Origin of the sequence: Streptomyces sp. NPDC049597 (assembly GCF_040675505.1) — a bacterium.
Taxonomy (GTDB): Bacteria; Actinomycetota; Actinomycetes; order Streptomycetales; family Streptomycetaceae; genus Streptomyces.
Window position 1 is genome coordinate 12,023 of the sequence record NZ_JBFAOY010000042.1, and the last position, 23,568, is coordinate 35,590.

17 protein-coding genes are annotated in these 23,568 nt (G+C 72.0%); 8 read left to right on the forward strand and 9 right to left on the reverse strand.

Annotated elements, in window-relative coordinates; all coding sequences use genetic code 11:
- Positions 1 to 22 precede the first annotated feature (22 nt).
- The 4 genes from AB0K02_RS30495 to AB0K02_RS30510 form a co-directional block, all read right to left on the reverse strand.
- Complete coding sequence (locus AB0K02_RS30495; protein WP_365995805.1) at positions 23 to 1,144, reverse strand: monodechloroaminopyrrolnitrin synthase PrnB family protein; 1,122 nt, start codon at positions 1,142 to 1,144, stop codon at positions 23 to 25.
- 116 nt (positions 1,145 to 1,260) lie between these two features.
- The gene (locus AB0K02_RS30500) at positions 1,261 to 2,721 is read right to left on the reverse strand and encodes an MFS transporter (RefSeq protein WP_365995806.1); all 1,461 of its coding nucleotides are present in this window, start codon (positions 2,719 to 2,721) and stop codon (positions 1,261 to 1,263) included.
- A complete protein-coding gene (locus AB0K02_RS30505) occupies positions 2,718 to 4,178 on the reverse strand; it encodes a 4-hydroxyphenylacetate 3-hydroxylase N-terminal domain-containing protein (protein ID WP_365995807.1) in 1,461 nt (486 codons plus the stop codon). Before AB0K02_RS30505 ends, AB0K02_RS30500 begins: the two co-directional genes overlap by 4 nt.
- Before the next feature lie 148 nt (positions 4,179 to 4,326).
- Positions 4,327 to 5,292, reverse strand: a complete 966-nt coding sequence (locus AB0K02_RS30510) for an AraC family transcriptional regulator (protein ID WP_365995808.1) — start codon at positions 5,290 to 5,292, stop codon at positions 4,327 to 4,329.
- Positions 5,293 to 5,410: 118 nt separating this feature from the next.
- Between AB0K02_RS30510 and AB0K02_RS30515 the strand changes: the two genes are divergently transcribed.
- The 5 genes from AB0K02_RS30515 (at position 5,411) to glgB (ending at position 15,185) form a co-directional block, all read left to right on the forward strand.
- On the forward strand, positions 5,411 to 6,358 hold the full coding sequence (locus AB0K02_RS30515; RefSeq protein ID WP_365995809.1) for an NmrA family NAD(P)-binding protein: 948 nt from the start codon (positions 5,411 to 5,413) through the stop codon (positions 6,356 to 6,358).
- A 335-nt stretch (positions 6,359 to 6,693) separates the two neighbouring features.
- Positions 6,694 to 8,691 (forward strand): alpha-1,4-glucan--maltose-1-phosphate maltosyltransferase, encoded by a 1,998-nt coding sequence (locus AB0K02_RS30520; RefSeq protein WP_365995810.1) that lies wholly within the window; start codon positions 6,694 to 6,696, stop codon positions 8,689 to 8,691.
- Positions 8,688 to 10,442: a maltose alpha-D-glucosyltransferase gene (treS, locus tag AB0K02_RS30525; RefSeq protein ID WP_365995811.1), complete on the forward strand. Its 1,755-nt coding sequence runs from the start codon at positions 8,688 to 8,690 to the stop codon at positions 10,440 to 10,442. The genes AB0K02_RS30520 and treS overlap by 4 nt, the downstream gene beginning before the upstream one ends.
- 176 nt (positions 10,443 to 10,618) lie before the next feature.
- Positions 10,619 to 11,983 (forward strand): phosphotransferase, encoded by a 1,365-nt coding sequence (locus AB0K02_RS30530; protein WP_365995812.1) that lies wholly within the window; start codon positions 10,619 to 10,621, stop codon positions 11,981 to 11,983.
- Positions 11,984 to 12,365: 382 nt separating this feature from the next.
- Positions 12,366 to 15,185: a 1,4-alpha-glucan branching enzyme gene (gene glgB, locus AB0K02_RS30535; protein WP_365995831.1), complete on the forward strand. Its 2,820-nt coding sequence runs from the start codon at positions 12,366 to 12,368 to the stop codon at positions 15,183 to 15,185.
- Between the two features lie 51 nt (positions 15,186 to 15,236).
- On the opposite strand, the gene AB0K02_RS30540 is transcribed toward glgB, so the two are convergent.
- Positions 15,237 to 17,504 carry an ATP-binding domain-containing protein gene (locus AB0K02_RS30540; protein WP_365995813.1) on the reverse strand — a complete coding sequence of 756 codons (2,268 nt, stop codon included), beginning with the start codon at positions 17,502 to 17,504 and terminating at the stop codon, positions 15,237 to 15,239.
- Between the two features lie 142 nt (positions 17,505 to 17,646).
- On the opposite strand from AB0K02_RS30540, the gene AB0K02_RS30545 reads away from it, so the two are divergent.
- On the forward strand, positions 17,647 to 18,705 hold the full coding sequence (locus AB0K02_RS30545; RefSeq protein ID WP_365995814.1) for a DUF6817 domain-containing protein: 1,059 nt from the start codon (positions 17,647 to 17,649) through the stop codon (positions 18,703 to 18,705).
- 9 nt (positions 18,706 to 18,714) lie between these two features.
- On the opposite strand, the gene trxA is transcribed toward AB0K02_RS30545, so the two are convergent.
- Genes trxA through AB0K02_RS30560 form a run of 3 tightly spaced genes read right to left on the reverse strand, consistent with a single transcriptional unit; the run spans position 18,715 to position 20,025 of the window.
- The gene (gene trxA, locus AB0K02_RS30550; protein WP_365995816.1) at positions 18,715 to 19,053 is read right to left on the reverse strand and encodes a thioredoxin; all 339 of its coding nucleotides are present in this window, start codon (positions 19,051 to 19,053) and stop codon (positions 18,715 to 18,717) included.
- Positions 19,054 to 19,056: 3 nt separating this feature from the next.
- On the reverse strand, positions 19,057 to 19,449 hold the full coding sequence (locus AB0K02_RS30555) for a MerR family transcriptional regulator (protein WP_365995817.1): 393 nt from the start codon (positions 19,447 to 19,449) through the stop codon (positions 19,057 to 19,059).
- Between the two features lie 54 nt (positions 19,450 to 19,503).
- Positions 19,504 to 20,025 (reverse strand): Lrp/AsnC family transcriptional regulator, encoded by a 522-nt coding sequence (locus AB0K02_RS30560; RefSeq protein ID WP_365995818.1) that lies wholly within the window; start codon positions 20,023 to 20,025, stop codon positions 19,504 to 19,506.
- 85 nt (positions 20,026 to 20,110) lie between these two features.
- On the opposite strand from AB0K02_RS30560, the gene AB0K02_RS30565 reads away from it, so the two are divergent.
- Both AB0K02_RS30565 and AB0K02_RS30570 read left to right on the forward strand, forming a co-directional pair.
- On the forward strand, positions 20,111 to 21,031 hold the full coding sequence (locus AB0K02_RS30565; RefSeq protein WP_365995819.1) for an NAD-dependent epimerase/dehydratase family protein: 921 nt from the start codon (positions 20,111 to 20,113) through the stop codon (positions 21,029 to 21,031).
- Positions 21,028 to 21,906: an aldo/keto reductase gene (locus AB0K02_RS30570; protein ID WP_365995821.1), complete on the forward strand. Its 879-nt coding sequence runs from the start codon at positions 21,028 to 21,030 to the stop codon at positions 21,904 to 21,906. Before AB0K02_RS30565 ends, AB0K02_RS30570 begins: the two co-directional genes overlap by 4 nt.
- 213 nt (positions 21,907 to 22,119) lie before the next feature.
- Here AB0K02_RS30570 and AB0K02_RS30575 read toward each other — a convergent pair whose 3' ends face one another.
- Positions 22,120 to 23,481 (reverse strand): cation:dicarboxylase symporter family transporter, encoded by a 1,362-nt coding sequence (locus AB0K02_RS30575; RefSeq protein WP_365995823.1) that lies wholly within the window; start codon positions 23,479 to 23,481, stop codon positions 22,120 to 22,122.
- Positions 23,482 to 23,568 lie beyond the last annotated feature (87 nt).

Below are 23,568 nucleotides of genomic sequence, written 5' to 3' on the forward strand. Positions count from 1 at the left end.
TCCTGTGGCTCTCCTTCGTCGGTCAGCGGGCGGCCCGGGCGGGCGGCTCCACCGAGCGGCGCACCAGGGTCTCGTTGTCCCGGGTCAGGTCGAGCACGGAGCGCAGGAGGGCGACGGGGGCGCCGCCGCTGCCCTCGTCGTAGAGCCGTACCTCCTCGCTGTAGGCCTTGCGCGCGATGGTGAGGTGGCGGGCACGGAAGGTCTTGAGGATGCGCAGGACGCGGGTGAGGGAGACGGCCGACGCGGTGAGCGTGGCGGGGACACGGCCGCCTCCCTCCCAGCTGAAGGCGGCGGAGAGCTTGGAGACCGCCGAGACGCCGCCGCGGTGGGCCGCGTAGTGGGCGCGCCAGGACGGCAGGCTGTACTCGACGGAGTCGTCGAGGAAGGCGTCGTAGCGCTCGTTGCCGCGATCGCACTGCCACAGCGTCAGGTCGACCAGCCACAGCGGGACCTGGGCCGCGGCCGGCCCGAGGTAGTCGCGGCCGGCGACGTCGATCTCCTCGAAGTAGGAGCGCAGTTCGCGGGCGAAGAAGACGGGCGAGACACGGGCGACGGTGAGGTCGATGGCGTCGACCATGGCCTGCACCTGCTGGGCGACGCGGTCGAGGACGAGGGCGAAGCAGGGATCGTAGGGCTCCAGGCGGGCGAGCTCCGCGCAGGTGTCGAGGGACGCGACGAGGCTGGGGAAGACCATGCGGACGGCGTCCTGGAGATTGCCCTCCATCGGATCGCCCGTGTACATCCGCTGGCGCTTCCCCGACGGGTTCCAGGTCGTGTAGTGGTGCACGGTGTCGCGCGGGACCATGTCGGTGCGGCGGCCCAGTTCCTCCAGGACCGGAAGCGCCTCCGGCACGGCCGCGAGCGGCTGCGCGCCGTGACGTTTCAGCGAACCGAGCAGGATGCCGAGGTCGCGCATCGCGGCGAGCGCGTCGACGATGCCGAGCGCGGCCACCCGCTCCTCGTCGGGGATGAGGGTGCGCAGCGCGACGGTGAGCGCGGGCACGTCCGCCTCCGCGTTCATCGCGGGGAGCGCGGCGAGGAGCGCGTCCGCGCCCAGCGGGTCCGCCGCGCGTATCTCCGCTATCCGGTAACGCGGTTCGCCAAGCACATCGAGACCGGGCGCGACAAGGTCGTACAGGGTCAACGGAATGTCCCCTTCGGACAGAACGGTTCACTGGTGGGATGTGGGGCGGGCGGTGCACGGGCGCCGCGATGCCGCAGGGCCGCGCGTCTCCCGCCGGGGCGCCGTCCCGCCCCCGGTCACTCCACGGCGCCGCCGACCCGGTCCTGGCGTGGCGGCGCCATGGCGGACGCGGGCAGCCGCAGCCGGGAGGAGAGCAGGACGGCCAGGGCCGCGAACACGGCCCCGGCCAGAAGGGCGGACCTGAAGCCCGCGGTCTCGGCCGCGGCGCCGCCGGCCGCCGTGGTCCCCGCGGTCGCCACGGCGACCAGGACGGCGAGCCCGAGGACCGAGCCGAACTGCTGGCTGGTGTTGACGAGTCCGGAAGCGAGCCCGGTCTCGTCGGGCGCCGCGCCGGCGGTCGCCGCCACGTTGGTGGTGACCATGACGAGCGGCAGCGCGACGCCCAGGACGAGGCTCGGGGCCAGGACGGTGGTCAGGAACGTGCCGCCGGCGTCGAGCGCGAGTGCGAGCCAGACCATGCCCACGAACAGCAGGCCGAAGCCGAGCGTCATGGTGCGGCCCAGCCCGAGCCGCCCGATGAGCCGCCCGGTCCGCGGCGCGACCGCGACGACGACCAGGGACAGCGGCAGCAGACCGAGGCCGCCGGCGAGCGGCGACCGGCCGAGCACGCTCTGCAGGAAAAGGCTGACCAGGAAGAACATCGGGAACAGCGCCATCTGGGCCAGTGCGGCCAGGACGTTGGCGAGCCGCGGGGCGGGGCGGCGCAGCACGGCGGGCGGCACGAGCGGCCGGGCGACCCGCCGCTCCAGCAGCGCGAACGCGACGAGCAGGGCGAGCCCCGCCGCCCCGCTCACGAGCGTCCGCGCCGCGGTCCAGCCCGCCTCGCCCGCGCCGACGAGCGCGTACGCCAGGAGCCCGAGCCCACCGGTCGCGGTGAGGGCCCCGCCGATGTCGAAGCCTCGTTCGCGGCGGCGTTCACCCGGGGCGAGCAACCGCAGTGCGACGGCGGCCAGCAGGAGCGCGACGAGGACGTTGAGCCAGAACGTGGCGCGCCAGCCCAGGAGATCGGTGAGAACGCCGCCGAGCACCGTGCCCAGCACCCCGCCGAGCCCGCCCATCGCGGCGAACACCCCGAGCGCCCTGTGCCGGCCGGGCCCGTCGGGGAACAGGGTGAGCAGCAGGGCGAAGGCGGCCGCGGCGGCGAGCGCCGCGCCCACGCCCTGCGCGGCGCGCGCGGCGATCAGCGGCCCGGGCCCGCCGGCCACGCCGCCCGCGGCGGACGCGGCGGCGAGAAGGCCCAGCCCGGTCAGGTAGACCCCGCGGTGCCCGAACAGGTCGGCGGTCCGCCCGCCGAGCAGCAGCAGTCCCCCGAAGGTGATGAGGTACGCGTTGGCCACCCACGACAGCCCGGCGGAGCCGGACCCGAGGTCCTCGCCCACGGAGGGCAGGGCGACGTTGACGATCGCGGTGTCCATGATGAGGAGCAGCTGGGTGGCGGCGAGCAGCAGGAGCGCGGGGCCGGCCCCGGACACGGCCCGGTCGGCGTGGGTCGCGTCCGCGGTGCGGTCGGGGGTCACCGCTGCGAGGTCCTCTCGTCGAGCCCGTACCCGGACAGACACGCCCGCGCCAGCGCCTCACAGCTGTCCGTGTCGCCCTCCCACACCTGCTGCGTGAGGTAGACGTGCGGCGCGCCGTGGTAGAAGCGCTCGTACTGCTCGTGGCGGGAGGCGAATTCCGAGCCGAGCGCGTCCCACGCCAGCTTCAGCAGCTTCACGCGGTCCTCGGCCGGGTGACCGGGCGACCGGATGTATTTGCGCACCAGCGGCCCCAGTTCCGGGTGGAGGAGGTCCTCGGCCGAGGCCGGGAGCTGGATGACGCCGCCGCCCGCCAGCATCTTGATCTCCTGCACCGCCGCCGGGTACAGCTCGCCCGCCATGATCCGCTGCGCGAACGAGATCTCCTTTCCGGGCATCACGCCCCCGCGTCCCCCGTCGACCTGCTCGTACGACGCCTCGGCCGCCAGCACGAACGCCTTGGCCTGCGCCACCCTCCCCATCAGCCGGCCGATCGCCTGGGTGACGGGCGGCAGCTGGTAGGTGTTGTTCGCCTTGGTCAGCAGAATGGCGATGCCCGTCAGGAACTCCAGCTTGGTCCAAAAGCGCGTGGCGGCCTGGTGCACGAAGTTCACGTACGCCGGAGTGCGCCACCACATGCCGAAGGTCGCGTCGACGTTCCGGTAGGTCAGCACCCGCTCCCACGGCACGAAGACGTCCTCGCACACGAGCAGCGCGTCGTTCTCGTCGAACCGCGCGGAGAGCGGGTTGTCGAAGACGCTGCGGGCCTGCGCCTCGTAGGAGGTACGGGAGAGGAACTTCAGCCCGGGCGTGCCGACCGGCACCGAGAAGCACAGGGCGTGGTCGACGTCCTGCGGCGCGAGCGGCTCGATCGTGCCGACGACGACCTCGTTGCCGAAGACGGCCGCCGTGCCGGTCATCTTCGCGCCGCGCACCACGACGCCGCCGTCCTTCTCCGCGACGACCCGCACGACCAGATCGTCCTCCTCCTGCTCACAGGCCGCCTTCGTGCGGTCGATCTGCGGGTTGGTGAGAGTGAACGTGGGATAGAGGTCGCCCTCGGCCAGCCTGCGGTGGCAGGCGAGCGCGTTGTCCGCGCCGTCGAAGCCGTCGGTGGTGAACAGCTCCGGCACCGCCGCGAATCCGGCCGCCCCACCCGCCATGCAGTCCGGCGTACGCCCGAGGAAGCCGAAGCTCGACTCGGCCCACACCTTGTACGCGCGGCGCCGCGCCACGAGGTCCTCGTACGAGCGCGGCACCTTGAACGCGCGATGCACGCCGTCCGCGGTGAGCACCGACGCGTACCGCGAGTCGTGTGCCAGGTCGTAGAGCCGCGCGATCGACGCCGCGGTGTTGCGGAAAGCGGCGTGGCGGGTGACATCGGCGACCCGCTCGCCGTCGATCCACACCTCGCGCCCGTCCCGCAGCGATGCGAGGTATTCCTGGCCGGACCTGGTCAACGTCTCTCCTCGAAGGGACTGCGGCTGGACGGACCTCCGCCTGACCCGCTCGGGGCCGGCCGGCGGCGGCCGGTTTCAGCCGAGCCTGTCCCCCGCCGAGGACACCGGGCAATGAACGACCGTCCAGCGGTCCTTAAGAACCGGCCAGTCATGCGGCTGACGCACCCTTGCTGCGGTACTCGCCGGGCGTCATCCCGTACCACTTGCGGAAGGCCAGGTGAAAGCCCACCGTGCTCTGGTACCCGACCCGTTCGGGCACCGCCGACTGCGGCAGGGAGGTCTCACCGAGCAGCCGGGCGGCCTCCTGCATCCGGCGGCCCGTCAGATGGCGGGCGGGCGCCTCCCCGACGAGATCCCGGAAGGCCGCGGTGAACGCGGAGCGGGACATGCCGACCTCGCGGGCGAGCGACTCGATGGTCCACGGCTCGGCGAACCGGGTCGCGATGATCACCATGGCCCTGCTGATGCCGGGGTGCCCGAGGACGGGCAGCGCGGAGGGATTGCCGGCCAGGTCCCGCAGCAGCGGCCGCAGCGCGAGCACGAGCGCCATCTCGAAGGCGCGCAGCGTGATCAGGCGGTCCCCCGGGCCCACCGGCCGGTCCGTCGTGGCGAGCAGCCGCAGGGTGTCGCGCAGCAGCGGCTCCTGGTCGACCTGCGAGCTGTCGAGCACCAGGGCCCAGGGCAGCGCCTTGTACAGACCGGTCGCCGCGCTCGCGTCGTAGTGCAGTCCGGCGCACAGCATTCTGCTGACGGGCCCCTCCCCCTCGATACGGATCTCGCCGGACGTGCCGGGCCGCCGCTCGGGCAGCACCGCGGCGAGCGAGACGCCCCGCCGGTCGGGGCGGTCGGCGAGCCGGTGCGCCGTCCCGGTGGGGAAGACGGCGAGGTCGCCGGCGCGCAGTTCGATCGGCGTCTGGTCCTCGCCGGTGATCCAGCAGCCCCCTTCGGTGATGAAGTGCAGTACGGCGCAGCTCTGCTCGGCGTCCCCCTCGATGGCCCACGGCGCGCGCAGATACCACCGGCTGTCGAACACCCCGGTGAGCCGCAGTGGTTTCAGCAGCTCGCTCAGGAGGTCGTCACGCTCACTATGGGTCGGTTCCAGTGGTCGGTCCATTGGACGATCCTTCAACCCCCGCCCCGGATTGTTAATTGATCGGCCGAAGCCGCCGCCGCGAGCCTGGACGTGCCGTTCACGGCAGCAGCCACACCCTATCGAAGGGCCCTTCTGAGACATGTCCGATCACATTCCGATGCGCGTGGCCGTGGTGGGCGCGACCGGTTTCCAGGGCGGCGCGACGGCCCGTCTGCTGGCCGAGCGGGGCCACCGGGTACGCACCCTGAGCCGCAAGCCCGAGGAGGACCGCCCGAAGCTGCCCGGGGTCTCGGTCGCGAGCGGCGACCTGGGCCGGCAGGAGGACGTGCGGCAGCTCTTCCAGGGCGCGACCCACGCCGCGGTGACGATGCCGCTGGTGTACGAGGCCGAGAAGGTCATGCGCTACGCCCAGCACATCGCGAGGGCGGCCCGGGACAGCAAGGTGCACCGGATCGTCTACAACGCCAACACCCGTGTCCCGCAGCAGACGACGAACGTCGCGGCCTTCGAGACGCGCCGCCTGGTGGAGACCGTGCTGCGCGAGAGCCTCGCCGACAGCGGCGTGGAACTGGTCGTCGTGCGCCCTCCCGTGTACCTGGACAACCTCTTCAGCCCCTGGAACGGACCGGCGCTGGTGAACGAGGGCGTGCTCGCCTACCCGCTGCCCGCCGACGTCCGTACCGCCTGGATCTCCCACCGGGACCTGGCGCAGGCGGTGTGCGGGGCCCTCACGGCGGAGGGAGCGGCCGGCCGGGTCTTCGACATCGGCGGCGCGCAGACCCTGACCGGCCCGGAGCTGGCCGAGGCGTTCGCCCGGGGACTCGGTCGTCCGGTGCGCTACACGGCACTGGAGCCGCACGTCTTCGAGCAGGGACTCGCGCAGATCCTCGGCCCCCGGACGGCGGCCGGGGTGGCGGGGATCTACCACTTCATGGCGAGCGGCGCCGAGCCGGGCCTGATGGCGGGCGACGGGGGCCGGGCGGCGCGGAAGCTGGCCTTCACGGCGGCGGCGGTGGACGAGTGGGTCACCCGGCAGCCGTGGCAGATGTGGTCGGGCCGTACGGCGGAGTCCGCCGAGACCTCCTGACGGCTCGTCGGGAGCGACCGTATACAAGGGCAGACAGGAAGGACCGGTTCCGTTCGAGTGACGGGTCCGGTCCTTTTTCGTCCGTCTTGCGCGCCCCGCTACGTCCTAGTAGTTAACACATCGCCGGATTGGCCTCCCCGAGGGCGGGGGAAGGCTCATCCGGTACGTACGCCAGCGCGCCCTGAAGATCGCATCCTTTCCGGCCACCCGAGTGAACGCGGACAGGAGCCGACATGCCCGCACCCGGCCAGTCACCGACCGAGCAGTTACAAAGAAGACAAACACTGCCTCCACGTGATCGACCCGACCTGCCCGCACAGCCCTCAGGTGATGTTGTGAACTCGCTCATTGGCCGCATTCCCGTCCTGGACGTACGCCCGCTCGTCGACTGCGGCAGAAGGCCGGCGAAAGCCGTGGCGGGTGAGACCTTCCAGGTCACCGCCACGGTCTTCCGCGAGGGCCACGACGCGGTCGCCGCCAACGTCGTGCTGCACGACCCGAAGGGCCGCCCGGGGCCCTTCACCCCGATGCGGGAGCTGGCTCCCGGCACCGACCGCTGGGGCGCCGACGTCACCCCCGACTGCGAGGGCGCGTGGACCTACACGGTGGAGGCGTGGAGCGACCCGGTCGCCACCTGGCGGCACCACGCCGAGATCAAGATCCCGGCCGGCATCGACACCGAACTGGTTTTCGCCGAGGGCGCCGAGCTGTACGAGCGCGCCGCGGCCGGAGTGCCCAAGGAGGACGGCCGTGAGGCGGTGCTCGCGGTCGCCGACGCGCTCCGCGACACGGAGAGGTCCGCGGGCGCGCGGCTCGCCGCCGCGCTCGCCGCCGACGCCGCCGCCGCGCTCGCCCGTCACCCCCTGCGCGAACTGGTCAGCTCCTCACCGCCGCTGCCGCTCAAGGTCGAGCGCCGGCGCGCGCTGTACGGCTCCTGGTACGAGCTGTTCCCGCGTTCGGAGGGCGCGGTGGTCGAGGAGGGCGTGCCGCCCGTCTCCGGCACGCTGCGCACCGCGGCCGAGCGGCTCCCCGCCATCGCGGCGATGGGCTTCGACGTGGTGTACCTGCCGCCTGTCCATCCCATCGGCACCACCCACCGCAAGGGCCGCGACAACTCCCTGACGCCCGGCCCCCATGACGTCGGCGTGCCCTGGGCGATCGGTTCGGCCGAGGGCGGTCACGACGCGATCCACCCCGACCTCGGCACGCTCACGGACTTCGACCACTTCGTACGGGCGGCCCGCTCGCTGCGGATGGAGGTCGCGCTGGACTTCGCGCTCCAGTGCTCGCCCGACCACCCCTGGGTGAAGGAGCACCCGCAGTGGTTCCGTCACCGGCCCGACGGTTCCATCGCGTACGCCGAGAACCCGCCGAAGAAGTACCAGGACATCTACCCGATCGCGTTCGACGCGGACATGCCGGGCCTGGTGCGCGAGACGGTGCGGCTGCTGCGCTTCTGGATGGACCGCGGGGTGCGCATCTTCCGTGTCGACAATCCGCACACCAAGCCCGTCGTCTTCTGGGAGCAGGTGATCGCCGAGATCAACGGCGAGGCTCCTGACGTGATCTTCCTGGCGGAGGCGTTCACCAGACCGGCCATGATGCACACCCTGGCCGCGATCGGCTTCCAGCAGTCGTACACCTACTTCACCTGGCGCAACGGCAAGCACGAACTCACCGAGTACGTACGGGAGCTGTCCGGCGAGTCGGCCTCGTACATGCGGCCGAACTTCTTCGTGAACACCCCCGACATCCTGCACGCCTACCTCCAGGAGGGCGGCCGGCCCGCGTTCGAGGTGCGGGCGGTCCTGGCCGCGACGCTGTCGCCGTCGTGGGGCATGTACGCCGGGTACGAGCTGTGCGAGAACGTGCCGCTGCGTGTCGGCAGCGAGGAGTACCGCTGCTCGGAGAAGTACCAACTGCGGCCCAGGGACTGGGAGTCGGCCGAGCGGGAGGGCCGCACCATCACTCCGCTCATCACCCTGCTCAACCGGCTCAGGCGCCGCCACCCGGCGCTTCAGCAGCTGCGCGACGTCCACTTCCACCACGCCGACAACGAGGCGGTGATCGTCTACTCGAAGCGCTCGGGCCAGGACGTCGTGCTCGTCGTCGCCAACCTCGACCCCCACCACACCCAGGAGGCCACGGTCTCGTTGGACATGCCGCGACTCGGACTCGAAGAACACGAGACCGTACCGGTGCGCGACGAGCTCACCGGCGAGACCTATCACTGGGGCAGGGCCAACTATGTGCGCCTCGAGCCGGGCATCACGCCCGCGCACATCGTCACCCTGCGACCGTCCCCGCAGACCGGAGGGTCACCCACATCATGATCGTCAATGAACCCGTTCCCGACACGTTCGAGGACACTCCCGCCCGCGACCGCGACCCCGACTGGTTCAAGCGGGCCGTCTTCTACGAGGTCCTCGTCCGCTCCTTCCAGGACAGCAACGGCGACGGCATCGGCGACCTCAAGGGAATCACCGCCAAACTGGACTATCTGCAGTGGCTGGGCGTCGACTGCCTGTGGCTGCCGCCGTTCTTCAAGTCCCCCTTGAAGGACGGCGGTTACGATGTCGCCGACTACACCTCGGTGCTGCCCGACTTCGGTGACCTGGCCGACTTCGTGGAGTTCGTGGACGCCGCCCACCAGCGCGGCATGCGCGTCATCATCGACTTCGTGGTGAACCACACCAGCGACCAGCATCCGTGGTTCCAGGAGTCCCGGGCCAATCCCGACGGCCCGTACGGCGACTACTACGTCTGGGCCGACGACGACAAGCAGTTCCAGGACGCCCGCATCATCTTCGTCGACACGGAGTCGTCGAACTGGACCTTCGACCCGGTGCGCAAGCAGTACTACTGGCACCGGTTCTTCTCCCACCAGCCCGACCTCAACTACGAGAACCCCGCCGTGCAGGAGGAGATCATCTCGGCGCTGCGGTTCTGGCTGGACCTGGGCATCGACGGGTTCCGGCTGGACGCCGTGCCGTACCTGTACCAGGAGGAGGGCACCAACTGCGAGAACCTGCCGCGCACGCACTCCTTCCTGAAGCGGGTGCGCAAGGAGATCGACGCGCACTATCCGGACACGGTGCTCCTCGCCGAGGCCAACCAGTGGCCGGAGGACGTCGTCGACTACTTCGGCGACTACGCGGCCGGGGGCGACGAGTGCCATATGGCGTTCCACTTCCCGGTGATGCCGCGGATCTTCATGGCGGTGCGGCGCGAGTCCCGCTACCCGGTCTCGGAGATCCTGGCCAAGACCCCCGCCATCCCGAAGAACTGCCAGTGGGGCATCTTCCTGCGCAACCACGACGAGCTCACGCTCGAGATGGTCACGGACGAAGAACGCGACTACATGTACGCGGAGTACGCCAAGGATCCGAGGATGCGCGCCAACATCGGCATCCGGCGCCGTCTCGCCCCGCTGCTGGACAACGACCGCAACCAGATCGAGCTGTTCACCGCTCTGTTGCTGTCCCTGCCCGGCTCGCCGATCCTGTACTACGGCGACGAGATCGGCATGGGCGACAACATCTGGCTCGGTGACCGCGACGCGGTGCGCACACCGATGCAGTGGACCCCGGACCGCAACGCGGGCTTCTCGTCCTGTGACCCGGGCCGGCTGTACCTGCCGACCATCATGGACCCGGTCTACGGCTACCAGGTCACCAATGTCGAGGCGTCGATGTCCTCCCCGTCGTCGCTGCTGCACTGGACCCGCCGGATGATCGAGATCCGCAAGCAGAACCCCGCCTTCGGGCTGGGTTCGTACACCGAACTGCCGTCGTCGAATCCCGCGGTGCTCGCCTTCCTGCGCGAGTACAAGGACGATCTCGTGCTCTGCGTGCACAACTTCTCGCGGTTCGCACAGCCGACCGAGCTCGATCTGCGGGCGTTCAACGGACGGCATCCGGTGGAGCTGATCGGCGGGGTGCGGTTCCCGGCCATCGGGCAGTGGCCGTATCTGCTGACGCTCGCGGGCCACGGCTTCTACTGGTTCCGGTTGCGGAAGGACGCCGCGCCGATGCCGGCGCCGACCGTGATGCCCGGCACCGGAACGGGTACCACCCCGGCCTGACGGCCCCTGAGGGGGAGTCACGAGTCCGAAAGGCGCCCCCTGCGCCGGCGGGGCGGTTTCCGCCGCCCCGCACCGGGCACTCTCCCCCTCATCCCCGCGCGCCGCCGGACAGCCACAGCTGTAATCCGGGACACTTTGCGCATTCGTGGTGTACCCGGGGAAAGGACGCGATGCCCATGTCGGAGGCTGCATCCACCCGGATCCCGCTCGCTCTGCTTCCGTCGCTCGCCCCCCTGCTCCACCAATGGCTGCCCCGGCAGCGCTGGTTCGCGGGCAAGGGAACGCCCGTCACCGGCTTCTCGCTCGTGTCGGCGACCGAACTGCTGCCTCTGCGGGGCCCGGGACCGGGCCTGCTGCATCTGCTCGTACGAGTCGAGCAGCCCGGGTCGCCGGGCGACTGCTACCAACTGCTGGTCGGTGTACGGCAGGCCCTGCCGCCGGCTCTCGCCCCCGCGCTCATCGGCCATCTCTCCGACGGCCCGCTCGCCGGGCGCACCGTGTACGAGGGCACCCACGACCCCCGGCTCGCCGCCCTGCTCCTGGAGCGGCTGCGTACGCCGGGGTCGCTGGGGCCGCTGCGCTTCCAGCGGTACGACGGCTCGCCCGCGATCCCCGGCGGGCTCGCGCCCCGGCCGCTCGGCGCCGAGCAGTCCAACTCCTCGCTGGTGTACGGCGACACGTACATCCTCAAGCTCTTCCGTCGTCTGCACCCCGGCCCCAACCCGGATCTTGAGCTGCCGCTCGCGCTGGCCCGCGCGGGATGCGAGCGGGTGCCCACGCCGGTCGCCTGGTACGAGTCGGAAATGCCGGAACCTTTCACCCTGGGCGTGCTCCAGCCGTTCCTGCGCGGCTCGCGCGACGGATGGGTGCTCGCCCTGGAGGCTCTGGCCGAGGGCCGCTCCTTCCGGAGCGAGGCCGGTGAACTCGGGCGCGTGACCGCCGAGGTGCACACGGCGCTGGCCCGCGCGCTGCCGAGCGTGAAGCTGAGCGGAGCGCAGAGCGAGGAGCTGGCCACCGCGATGACCCGGCGGCTGGAGGCCGCCGTGGGCGCGGTTCCGGCGCTGGAGCCGTACGCGCCCCGGCTGCGGACGGCGTTCGAGGCGGTGGCGTTGCTGGGGCGGCGCGGCCGCATCTGGGCCGCGCAGCGGGTGCACGGCGATCTGCACCTCGGCCAGATACTGCGCGGCCCCGTCGCGACGCCCTGGTCGGTCATCGACTTCGAGGGCGAGCCGGCCCGGCCGCTCAGCGAGCGCTGCCGGCCGCAGCCTGCGGTGCGCGACGTCGCCGGGATGCTCCGTTCCTTCGACTACGCGGCCCGTACGCACCGCCCGTGGAACCCGGCCTGGGCGGAGGCGTGCCGTGACGCGTACTGCACGGGCTACGCGGAGGCCTGCGGCAGTGACCCGCGTGCCGAGCCCGAACTGCTGCGTGCCTACGAGACCGACAAGGCCGTCTACGAGGTCGTGTACGAGGCCAGGCACCGGCCGGACTGGCTGCCGGTTCCGATGGCCGCGATCGACCGGCTCGCGACGCTCGACTGACTCCTCCCCCGCTCCCTTACTCGCGCCCAGGAGGCCGACCCCCGTGACCCGCCGCCGCTCCTCCCGTCCTGACGCCGCCCCGACCCCTGCCCCGCCCCCACCGGGCGACGACGGCGCGACCCCGCCCGAGGCCCCTGCGCAGGGCGCCGAGACCACTCGGGCGGGCGGGGACGACGCGCCTGCCTCGGCGGGGCCCGCGGGGACCGCGCCCGGCACCGGCCGGGCCGCGGCCGGTCCGGCCGGCGCGGCGGCGCACGCGCCCGCTGGGCCCGGCACGGCGGACGGGTCCGTGTCCGGCACCCCGCCGCAGCCGACGGCGGCCGGGCCGGGCGGGGACAGCGCGTCGGGGTCGTCGCCCGGCACCGCGTCCGGTGATGCGTCGATGCCCTCGCCCGGAATCGCGTCCGGTACCGCCGGGGCCGACGACGCGAAGGCGGCGCCGGGCGAGCCCCGCCAAGCGCCCGCCGCCGCGGCCGGGGACGCGGCCGGCACGAAGTCCTCCGCCCCGCCCACGGTCCCGGCCGGCACGACCGGGACCGACACCCCCGCACCCACCGCACGACGCGTGGCCTCCGCCCGCAAGGCCGGAGACGACGAGCAAGCCGCGCCGGACAGCCCCGCGCCCACCACCCCGCCCACGGTCCCGGCCGGCACGACCGGGACCGGCACCCCCGCACCCACCGCGCGCCGGGTCCCCTCCGCCCACGGCACAGCGACCGCCGACGACTCCCCCGCGCCCGCGACGAGCCCCGTTCCCGGAGCCGGCGACGAGGCATCCGCCCGGCGGCGCGTCACCGCGGCGCGCAAGGCCGATCCCGTGGAGGACGGCCCGGCGCGCGAGCCGTTGGCCGTGGGCGGGTCCGCGGCGGGAGCGGCACGCGCGGTACGGGCCGGCACGGCGGACGCGGCCGGCGGGTCCGCGCCCTCGAAGCGCTCGGGCGGCGGCCGTTCGGGCGCGGCGGGCGCGGCCGCCAAGGGCTCCGGCGGCGGCCGGGGCGCACCGCGCCCCCGGACCGGTGGCGTACGGGCGGCCAAGCCGCTCGGTGACGACGACCGCGGACGGCTCCTGTCCGGCAGCCACCACGACCCGCACGCCGTGCTCGGCGCGCACTCGGTCCGCGGCGGCGTCCAGATCCGCGTCCTGCGTCCGCACGCGCTGTCCGTGACCGTCGTCGCCAAGGGCCTGCGCGCCGAGCTGAACGACGACGGCGACGGGCTCTTCTCCGGCGTGCTCCCCCAGCGGACCGTCCCCGACTACCGCCTCCTGGTCGCCTACGAGGGCCACGAGGAGGGCTTCGAGGTCGAGGACCCGTACCGCCTGCTGCCCGCGCTGGGCGACCTCGACCTGTATCTCATCGGCGAGGGCCGGCACGAGGAGCTGTGGAAGGCGCTCGGCGCGCATCCCATGACGCACCAGGGGGTGACCGGCACCCGGTTCACGGTCTGGGCGCCCGACGCCCGCGGCGTCAGGGTCGTCGGCGACTTCAACTTCTGGGACGGCACCGGCCACCCCATGCGGTCGCTCGGCGCGACGGGCGTGTGGGAGCTGTTCCTGCCGGGTGTCGGTGAGGGCGCCCTGTACAAGTTCGAGATCACCCGCCCGGACGGCTGGCGCACGCAGCGGGCCGACCCGATGGCCCGGCGCACCGAGGTGCCGCCCGCAAACGCCTCGATCGTGACCCGGTCCCACCACGTGTGGCAGGACGAGGAGTGGATGGCGCACCGCGGCGACCGCCCCGTCCACGAGGCGCCGTTCTCCGTGTACGAGGTGCATCTGCCGTCGTGGCGTCCGGGCCTGTCGTACCGCCAGCTCGCCGAGCAGCTGCCGCGCTACGTGAAGGACCTCGGTTTCACCCACGTGGAGTTCATGCCGGTCGCCGAGCACCCCTTCGGCGGCTCCTGGGGCTACCAGGTCACCGGTTTCTACGCGCCGACCTCCCGGATGGGCACCCCGGACGACTTCCGCTTCCTCGTCGACAGCCTGCACCGCGCGGGCATCGGCGTGCTGGTGGACTGGGTGCCGGCGCACTTCCCGCGCGACGACTGGGCGCTGGCCGAGTTCGACGGGAGGCCGCTGTACGAGCACAGCGATCCGGCACGGGCGGCGCATCCGGACTGGGGCACGCTGGAGTTCGACTACGGCCGCAAGGAGGTGCGCAACTTCCTGGTCGCGAACGCGACGTACTGGTGCGAGGAGTTCCACGTCGACGGGCTGCGGGTGGACGCCGTCGCGTCGATGCTCTACCTCGACTACTCGCGCGAGGACGGCCAGTGGTCGCCGAACGAGCACGGCGGCCGGGAGAACCTGGACGCGGTCTCCTTCCTCCAGGAGATGAACGCCACCGTCTACCGGCGCAACCCGGGCGTCGTCACGATCGCCGAGGAGTCGACGGCGTGGAACGGCGTGACCCGGCCCACGCACCACGGCGGCCTCGGCTTCGGCCTGAAGTGGAACATGGGCTGGATGCACGACTCGCTCCAGTACGTGGCGAAGGAGCCGGTGCACCGCAAGTTCCACCACAACGAGATGACGTTCTCGATGGTGTACGCGTACAGCGAGAACTACGTGCTGCCCATCTCGCACGACGAGGTGGTGCACGGCAAGCGTGCGCTGGTGAGCAAGATGCCGGGCGACTGGTGGCAGCAGCGGGCCAACCACCGCGCGTACCTTGGCTTCATGTGGTCCCATCCCGGCAAGCAACTGCTGTTCATGGGCCAGGAGTTCGCCCAGGGAGCGGAGTGGTCCGAGGGCCACGGCCCCGACTGGTGGCTGCTGGACCCGTCGTACTCGGCTGAGCCCGACCACCGGGGTGTGCGGGACCTCGTGCGCGAGCTGAACGCGGTCTACGGCGACGCGCCCGAGCTGTGGCAGCTCGACACCGTGCCGGAGGGCTTCGCCTGGGTGGACGGCGGGGCGGCCGAGGACAACGTCTTCGCCTTCCTGCGGTTCGACAAGCAGGGCAGGCCGCTGCTCGCGGTGAGCAACTTCTCGCCGGTGGTGCGTCACGGCTTCCGGCTCGGGGTGCCGGAGTCGGTGTCCGCCTGGGTGGAGGTCCTGAACACGGACGAGGAGCGGTTCGGCGGCTCCGGTGTGCGCAACGCGGACCCGATGAAGCCGGAGCAGGTGGAGTCGCACGGGCGGCGGACGTCGATCGCGCCGACGCTGCCGCCGCTGGCGACGATCTGGCTGCGCCCGGCCTGACGGGCGGGACGTGCCCCGCTGCCGGTGCGGCAGCGGGGCACCGGTGCGGTCCTACGCCTCGGTGCTCACCAGGCCGAGCCGCTGGGTGGCGCGGGTGCAGGCGACGTAGAGGTCGTTCACACCGCGGGGCGAGCCCGAGCGGATGAGGCCGGGCTCGACCACGATCACCGTGTCGAACTCCAGTCCCTTCGCCGCCTTCGGGTCGAGCAGCACGACGGGCCGGGTCAGGTCCGGCTCCTCGCCCGCGGTCACGTCCGGCAGTTCGGCGGCGAGGAGGGTGTGCAGCGCGGCGGGTGCGATCACCGCGAGCCGCCCCTCGTGCGGTGCGCGGGCGACGTGCGCGGCCATGGTGCGGGCGAGTTCGTCCGGGGCGACGACGACCTGCCAGGGGTCGACGCCGGTGGAGCGCACCGAGCGCGGCGGCTCGAAGTCCGGGTCCTCGGCGCGCCGCACCTCGGCCGCGAGCGCCATGACCTCGGCGGGTGTGCGGTAGTTGACGCCCAGCCGGGTGTGCTCGAAACGGTCGCCGACGAACGGCTCCAGGATCTCCCGCCACGATCCGCAGCCCGCCGCGTCGCCGGTCTGCGCCGGGTCGCCGACCAGGGTCATCGACCGGGTCGGGCAGCGGCGCATCAGCAGCCGCCACGCCATCGCGGACAGTTCCTGCGCCTCGTCGACGATGATGTGCCCGAACGCCCAGGTGCGGTCGGCGGCGGCGCGGGCGGCCGCGCTGCGGTGGTCGGCCTCCTCGTGGCGCTCGGCCATGCGCTCGGCGTCGATGATGTCGTGCGCGGCGAGCACTTCGGACTCCTCGTCCTCGAACTCGTACGTCTGCGAGCCGTGCGACAGCTCCAGCACGCCCTGCGCGTAGGCGATCCGGTCCTGGCGCTCGGCCTCGGCGGCGGCCCGCTCCGCGCTGTCGTCGACGCCGAGGAGTTCGGCCGCCTCGTCGAGCAGCGGCACGTCGGCGGGCGTCCAGGGGCCTCCGGCGCGCCGGACGGCGGCCGCGTCCTCGGGGTCCAGATACGGTTCCGGCTCGGCGAGGAAGCCGGCGACCAGCTGCTGCGGCGTGAGCGGGGGCCACAGGGTGTCGATGGCCGCGTGGACCTCCGCGCTGGTGGCGATCTCCTTGCCGAGCTGGGCGATGTCGTCGGGTCCCAGCAGGTTCTCGCCGCCGTACGGGTCGGCGCCGAGCCGGTCGGCGAGCTGCTCGGTCAGGGCGTCGATGATGCGGAAGGCGAAGTGGGGGCGGGCCAGGTTGTGCGGGAGCGCGGTGTCCCGTGCCCGGTCGCGGGCCTCGTACGCCATCTCCCGGTGCAGCAGCAGCGTCCCGTACTCGGCGTGGTCGATTTCCAGGGCGGGTTCGGGCAGGGTGCCGCCGTCCTCGCCGGTGGCCGTCGGCAGGGTCTCGGGAAGCGTCTGCCGGCCGGCGACGACGCGGGCGAGGACGTCCGCCATCGTGGCCGCGCCCTTGACGGCGGCGGCCTCGGGGGTGTCGGTCCCGGTGGCGTGCACGCCGGGGAACAGCTCGCCCATCGTGGACAGCAGGACGCCGGTCTCGCCGAGGGAGGGCAGCACCTCGCCGATGTAGCCGAGGAAGGCGGGATTGGGGCCGACGATCAGAACGGCGCGGCGGGCGAGCTGCTCGCGGTGGGCGTAGAGGAGGTACGCGGCGCGGTGCAGCGCGACGGCCGTCTTGCCCGTGCCGGGGCCGCCCTCGACGACGAGCACGCCGTGGCGCGGGGCACGGATGATGCGGTCCTGCTCGGCCTGGATGGTCTGCACGATGTCGGCCATGCGCCCGGTGCGGGCGGCGCCGAGCGCGGCGAGCAGCACCTCGTCGGCGTCGTGCGCCTCGTATCCGGTGCGGGTGGTGTCCGCGAGGTCGAGGATCTCGTCGTGCAGCGCGGTGACGGTCCGGCCGCGGGTGCTGATGTGCCGCCGCCTGCTGAGCCCCATCGCCTCGTGGCCGGTGGCGAGGTAAAAGGGCCGGGCGACGGGCGCGCGCCAGTCGATGAGCATCGGAGTGCGCTGAGGATCGTCCTTGCGCATTCCGATTCTGCCGATGTGATGGCGTGTGCCGTCCTTGAGATCGATGCGACCGAAGCACAAGCCGTTGTCGACCGCATTCAGCGCGGAGAGGTGCGCACCGTGCTCGGCGACGCTGACGTCCCGTTCCACGCGGGACTGGGCGAGGCCGGTGCTGGCCTGCCTCAAGGTGGCCGCCACGGCCCCTTCCGCCTCCTCGCGCAGCGCGTCGAGACGCTCGTAGAGCCGGGTGATGAATTGCTGCTCGTTCTGCAATTCCTCGGTTGACAATTCAGCTCCTGACGCGATAGGGTGTCACCAATGAACTTCTCCGCGTTTATTGCTGCGCCCTGAGGCGGATAAACTCGGAAACATTCAATATACGCAGAGAAAGCCCCTGGCCGTCAATTCGGTCCGGGGTATTTTTCTGCGCATGGACACACCGACGGACATATCGGCGGGCATCACCGCGGCGACAGCGCTGCTGCGACGGCACGGCGCGGCGGACCTCGGCCACCCGGGAGGCACCCTCCTGGCCCACCTGGAGCGGGTCGAGAAGCGCCTCGCAGGTTGGTCGGCGCGCCCCGCACTGCGGCTGGCGGGACTGTGCCACGCCTTCTACGGCACCGACGGCTTCGCCACGTCGCTGCTGCCACGGGAGCGGCGCGGGGAACTGGCCGACGTGATCGGCGCCGAGGCGGAGGAGCTCGTGCACTTCTACGCGAGCTGCGACCGCGAGGCCTCCTACCGCACCCTGGCGCGGCCCGGCGCGCTCTTCCACGACCGCTTCACGGGCCGCACGTCCGCACCGGCGCCCGCGCTGCTGCGGGACTTCGCCGAACTGACGGCGGCGAACGAACTGGACCTCGCGGTGGTGAACGACGCGATACGGGCCGAGCACGGCGGCGCACTGCTGCGGCTGTTCACCGCGTGGCGCCCGCTGCTGACGGAAGCGGCGTACGAGGACGCCCGCGAGGTCCTCACCCTGCGCGGCGAGGAGCGGCAGGCCTTCCTGCGCGGCCTCGAACGGGGCGATGTGGTGACCGGAGTGGTCCACGTCGTCGCGGACTTCGGCGTCACGTTCGTCGAACTCGGCGGCGTGCGGGCGATGCTGAACATCCCCGAGGTCTCGTGGCACCGCATCGACTTCCCCACCGAGGTCGTCCGCGAGGGCCAGGAACTGGCGTTCACCGTCCTGGGCGTGGAGACGGAGGACGCGGACGGGCATGAGCGTGTCTCGCTGTCGCTGAAGGACCTGTGTCCGGACCCTCTGCGGGAGCTGGCGCGTACCCGGCTCGGTGACACCCTGCGGGGCACGGTGACCAAGGAGACGCCGTTCGGGATGTTCGTGCGCGTCGCGGACGGCGTCGAAGGGCTGCTGCACGACGACGACCGCGCAGGCCGCGCGCTGCGCGCGGGCGACGAGGTCGACGTCGTGATCGCGAGGGTCAACGTGGTGCAGCGCCGGGTGCGCCTCACGCTCGCCCCGTAGGGCCGTGCGTCAGCGCGTGAGCACGTCCTCCAGTTCCTGGAGGAGCCGTCGCTTGGGGCGGGCGCCGACCATCGAGCGGACCGGTTCGCCGTCCTGGAACACCAGCAGCGTCGGCAGCGACAGCACCCCGTAGCGGGTCACCGCCTCCGGGTTGGCGTCCGCGTCGATCTGCACGACCTTCAGGCGGTCGGCCTCCTCCCGGGACACCGCGCTCAGCACGGGCGCGAGCTGCCGGCACGGGCCGCACCAGTCGGCGCCGAACTCGACCAGGACCGGGCGGTCGGCGCCGAGCACCTCGGCGTCGAAATCCGCGTCCGTCACCACGGCCACGTCCTTGGCCAGAATCATCGATCAGCCTCCGAATTCGCATCTGGGTTCCGGGCCGGCCTGCTGCTGCGCCTCGGCGCGCAGCAGCTGCGCGCCGACCTGCGCGCGCACCGAGCTCAACTGGCCGATGAGCGCGTCCAGCTCCGCGAGCTTGGCCCGGTAGACGGCGAGCGATGCGGGGCAGGAGTCCCCCGCCGGGTGCCCGGCGCGCAGGCATTCGACGAACGGCCGGGTCTCCTCCAGGTCGAACCCGAAGTCCTGCAGGGTCCGGATCTGCCGGAGCAGTCGCAGGTCGTCCTCGTCGTAGGTGCGGTAGCCGTTCACCGCACGCCGGGCGGGCAGGAGCCCGCGGGACTCGTAGTAGCGCAGAGTGCGGGTGGTCGTGCCGGCCCGCTCCGCAAGCTCGCCGATTCGCATGTCCCCGACCGTAATGCTTGACGCCGACGTCAAGGCAACGACGGCGGGCGACGCTCAACCGCCGTACGGCAGCAGCGGCTTGCGCTCCAGCGGGGAGGTCAGCACGATCGACGTCGTCGTGCGGCCGAGCGCCGAGACCTGTTCCAGCACGTCCTCCAGATGGACCGTGTCCGTGACGGCGACCTTGAGGATCCAGCAGTCCTCGCCGACGACGTGGTGCGCCTCGATCACCTCCGGGCGCTCCAGCAGCTCCAGGGTCCTCGGGTGCTTGAAATTGTGGCCGCCGTGGGGATTCACGCGGATGAACGCCTGGATGCCGTGCCCGAGCCGGGCCGGTGAGACGTGCGCCCCGTAGCCCGTGATCACCCCGGACGCCTCCAGCCTGCGGACGCGCTCGGTGACCGCCGCCGGGCTCAGCCGGACCCGGCGCCCGAGCTCGCTGAGCTTGACGCGACCGTCCCTCTGGAGGATCTCCAGGATGTGCCGGTCGACGGCGTCCAGAGCGGCAACCGACGTTTCCCCGGCGGCGGCCCTCGAATGCCGTGGTTCTTTCGGCAGCGCGGCCGGATCTCCCATGTCTCCCCCTTCATGACGCGGCCCGCAAACATAACACTGGTGTCCCGCAAGGAAATCGACGGCAGGAAACGAGGATCCGGGTCGGATGAGGGACGTACTGGTCATCGGGGGAAATCGGTATTTCGGAAAGCGGCTGATATCCCGGCTGCTGAATTCCGGCGACCGGGTCACCGTGCTCAATCGCGGTTCGTCGGCCCCGCCCGCGGGTGTGACGGCGTTGCGGGCGGACCGCGACGACGAGCACGCCCTGCGCGGCGCGCTCGGCCCGCGCGGCTTCGACGTGGTGATCGACCAGGTCTGCTACACCCCGCGCCAGGCGGACATCGCCCGCCGGGTGTTCGCGGGCCGCACCGGGCGCTACGTCATGACGTCCACCGTGGAGGTCTACGAGTACGAGGACGCCGCGGAGCCGGTCGGCGAGGACGCCGTGGACCCGCTGACTGTGGCGGTCGACCTCGCCGCCCCGTGGGACGACGCGGACTTCCGGGACGGCCGCTACGGCGAGGGCAAGCGCCAGGCGGAGGCCGTCCTCGCGGCCGGTGCCGGCTTCGACTGGGTGTCGGTGCGGACCGCCCATGTGCTGGGCGGGGCCGACGACTTCACCGGGAGACTGGAGCACTACGCGTCCTTGATGCGCGCGGGCCGCCCGGTCGCGGTGCCCGCGACGAACCACCCGGCGACCTACATTCATGTCGAGGAGATCGCCGACTTCCTCCTCTGGACGGCGGGGCGGGACTTCACCGGCCCCGTGAACGCGAATTCCCACGGACCGCTCACGACCGCGGACATCTGTGCGGCGATCGGTCGCCTCACCGGCGCGGAGGCGCAGTTCACGACGGTGGAGGTCGGCGAGACGTCGCCGTTCTCCTTTGCCCGTTCGTACGGCATGGACAACGCCCGCGCGACCGCCCTGGGCTTCGCCTTCGGCCACACCTCGGACTGGCTGCACGACGCCGTCGCGGAGACGCTCGGTGCGCGCGGCGGCGACGCGGAGGCCCGGCGATGAAGCACCGCATGCTCGGCGCTCTGCGGGTCGGCGCCATCGGCTTCGGGGCCATGCCCCTGTCCATCGAGGGCCACCCCGACGAACGGCGGGCCGTCGCCACCGTCCACGCGGCGCTCGACGCGGGTGTCACCCTGATCGACACCGCCGACTCGTACCACGTGCCCGGCGGCGAACCGGGGACCGGCGAACGGCTCGTGGCCCGCGCGCTCGCCTCGTACGGCGGGGACACCGACGAGGTGCTCGTCGCCACCAAGGGCGGCCGGGGACGTACGGCCGACGGGGGCTGGACGGTCGACGGGGACCCGCGGCACATCAAGCGGGCCGCGAGGGCCTCGCTCGCCCGGCTGGGCGGCCCCGCCATCGGCCTGTACCAGCTGCACAAGCCGGATCCGGCGGTCCCGTACGCCGAATCCGTCGGCGCGCTGCAGGACCTGCTGGAGGAGGGGACGATCCGGTACGCGGGCATCTCCAACGCCGACTCCGGGCAGATCGTTCTCGCGCACGACATGCTGGGCGACCGTCTGGTGTCCGTGCAGAACCGCTACTCGCCCGAGGTGCGCGACAGCGAGGCCGAGCTGCGCCTGTGTGCGCAGCTGGGGCTGGCGTTCCTGCCGTGGAGTCCGCTCGGCGGGATCTCGCGCAGCTCCCTGGACGGCCCGTCGGCACTCGCGGCGGCGAGGGTGTACGCGGCCTTCCACAGCGTGGCGCGCGAGCGCGGGGTGAGTCCGCAACGGGTCGCGCTGGCCTGGCTGCTGGCGAAGTCCCCCACGGTCGTGCCCATCCCCGGGGCGAGCCGCCCGGCCACGGTCAGGGACTCCGCGGCGGCGGCCGCACTGGACCTGACGGAGGAGGAGCTGGCGGCGCTCGACGCGTGAGCGCGTGCGCGGCGGCGGCTCCGGCCCGGATCAACGGCGTTCGGAGGCGGCTCCACGAGGGCCGGTCACGTTCGAGGTTGCTCCGCCAGGGCCGGTCAGCGGTGTGCGCCGGGCCCGAGGGGGTGGGGCCCGGCGCACTCCGGTGGCGGTGGCGGGAGCGGAGCTCCGCCGGTGGCGGTGGCGAGGGTCGTCGCCTCCGCCGGTGACGGGGTATCAGACCTTCGCCGGCTCGCGCTCGTCCTCACGCGGCTCCGGCACTCCGGCCTTCTCCACGACCGCGTGGTCGTCCAGCAGGGTCTTCTCGTCGAACGGCAGACGTCCCGCGAGGACCTCCTGCACCTGCCCCTTGTCGATCTCCTTGGTCCAGGTGCCGATGAGCACCGTCGCCACGGCGTTGCCCGCGAAGTTCGTCAGGGCGCGGGCCTCGCTCATGAAGCGGTCGATGCCGACGATCAGGCCCACACCGTCGACCAGTTCCGGCCGGTGCGACTGCAGACCGCCCGCCAGCGTCGCCAGGCCGGCGCCCGTGACACCCGCCGCTCCCTTCGACGCGACGAAGAGGAACAGCAGGAGCGCGATCTGCTCCCCGACCGACATCGGGCTGCCCATGGCGTCGGCGATGAAGAGCGAGGCCATGGTCATGTAGATCATGGTGCCGTCGAGGTTGAACGAGTATCCGGTCGGGACGGTGATGCCGACGACCGGCTTGCTCACGCCCAGGTGCTCCATCTTCGCGATGAGCCGCGGGAGGGCGGACTCGGACGAGGAAGTGGAGAGGATCAGCAGGAACTCGCGGCCCAGGTACTTGAAGAGCGAGAGGATGTTGAGGCCCGCGACGATCCGCAGCAGCGCGCCGAGCACGATGACGACGAACAGGAAACAGGTCACGTAGAAGCCGAGCATCAGGACGGCGAGGCTCTTGAGCGCGTCGAGACCGGCCGAACCGGTCACCGCGGCGATCGCGCCGAAGGCACCGATGGGCGCGGCCCACATGACCATCGCCAGGATGCGGAAGACGAGCCGCTGGATGTGCTCGATACCGCGCAGCACCGGGCGGCCGGCGGGGCCCATGGCCTGGAGCGCGAAGCCCGCGAGCAGGGCGACGAGGAGGGTCTGCAGGACCTCACCGCTGGTGAAGGCGGAGACGATCGTGGTCGGGATGATTCCGAGCAGGAACTCGGTCGTGTCCTTGGCCTCGGCGGAGACCTGCTCCTGGCCCACCTCCTTGACCGCGTCGGTCACCGCGAGGCTCGAACCGGGGTCCAGGATGTTGCCGACGACCAGGCCGATCCCCAGGGCGACCAGCGACATCACCACGAAGTAGCCGAGGGCGATACCGCCGACCGCGCCGACCTTGGCGGCCTTCCGCACCGAGCCGATGCCCAGCACGATGGTGCAGAAGATGATCGGCGAGATCATCATCTTGATCAGATTGACGAACCCGGTGCCGATCGGCTTGAGCTCGACGGCGAAGTCGGGAGCGACCAGGCCGACGGCGATGCCGAGCGCCACCGCGATGATCACCGCGATGTAGAGATAGTGGGTACGGTCCCGCCTGACGGCTCCTGTGGCCACGGGGTCCTCCTCAGATTTCCTGTGCGTCCATGTCCCGATGGATGCGGTGAATATCCAACAGCCCTGTGACCCCGGTCACCCTTGCGT

Bases quoted from the DNA above. Each gene is read 5' to 3' on its own strand.
- AB0K02_RS30515 (WP_365995809.1), top strand. From the start codon at position 5,411: ATGTCCGATCACATTCCGATGCGCGTGGCCGTGGTGGGCGCGACCGGT.
- AB0K02_RS30570 (WP_365995821.1), top strand. From the start codon at position 21,028: ATGAAGCACCGCATGCTCGGCGCTCTGCGGGTCGGCGCCATCGGCTTC.
- AB0K02_RS30555 (WP_365995817.1), bottom strand. From the start codon at position 19,449: ATGCGAATCGGCGAGCTTGCGGAGCGGGCCGGCACGACCACCCGCACT.
- AB0K02_RS30560 (WP_365995818.1), bottom strand. From the start codon at position 20,025: ATGGGAGATCCGGCCGCGCTGCCGAAAGAACCACGGCATTCGAGGGCC.
- trxA (WP_365995816.1), bottom strand. From the start codon at position 19,053: ATGATTCTGGCCAAGGACGTGGCCGTGGTGACGGACGCGGATTTCGAC.
- AB0K02_RS30565 (WP_365995819.1), top strand. From the start codon at position 20,111: ATGAGGGACGTACTGGTCATCGGGGGAAATCGGTATTTCGGAAAGCGG.
- treS (WP_365995811.1), top strand. From the start codon at position 8,688: ATGATCGTCAATGAACCCGTTCCCGACACGTTCGAGGACACTCCCGCC.
- AB0K02_RS30530 (WP_365995812.1), top strand. From the start codon at position 10,619: ATGTCGGAGGCTGCATCCACCCGGATCCCGCTCGCTCTGCTTCCGTCG.
- glgB (WP_365995831.1), top strand. From the start codon at position 12,366: ATGCCCTCGCCCGGAATCGCGTCCGGTACCGCCGGGGCCGACGACGCG.
- AB0K02_RS30545 (WP_365995814.1), top strand. From the start codon at position 17,647: ATGGACACACCGACGGACATATCGGCGGGCATCACCGCGGCGACAGCG.
- AB0K02_RS30510 (WP_365995808.1), bottom strand. From the start codon at position 5,292: ATGGACCGACCACTGGAACCGACCCATAGTGAGCGTGACGACCTCCTG.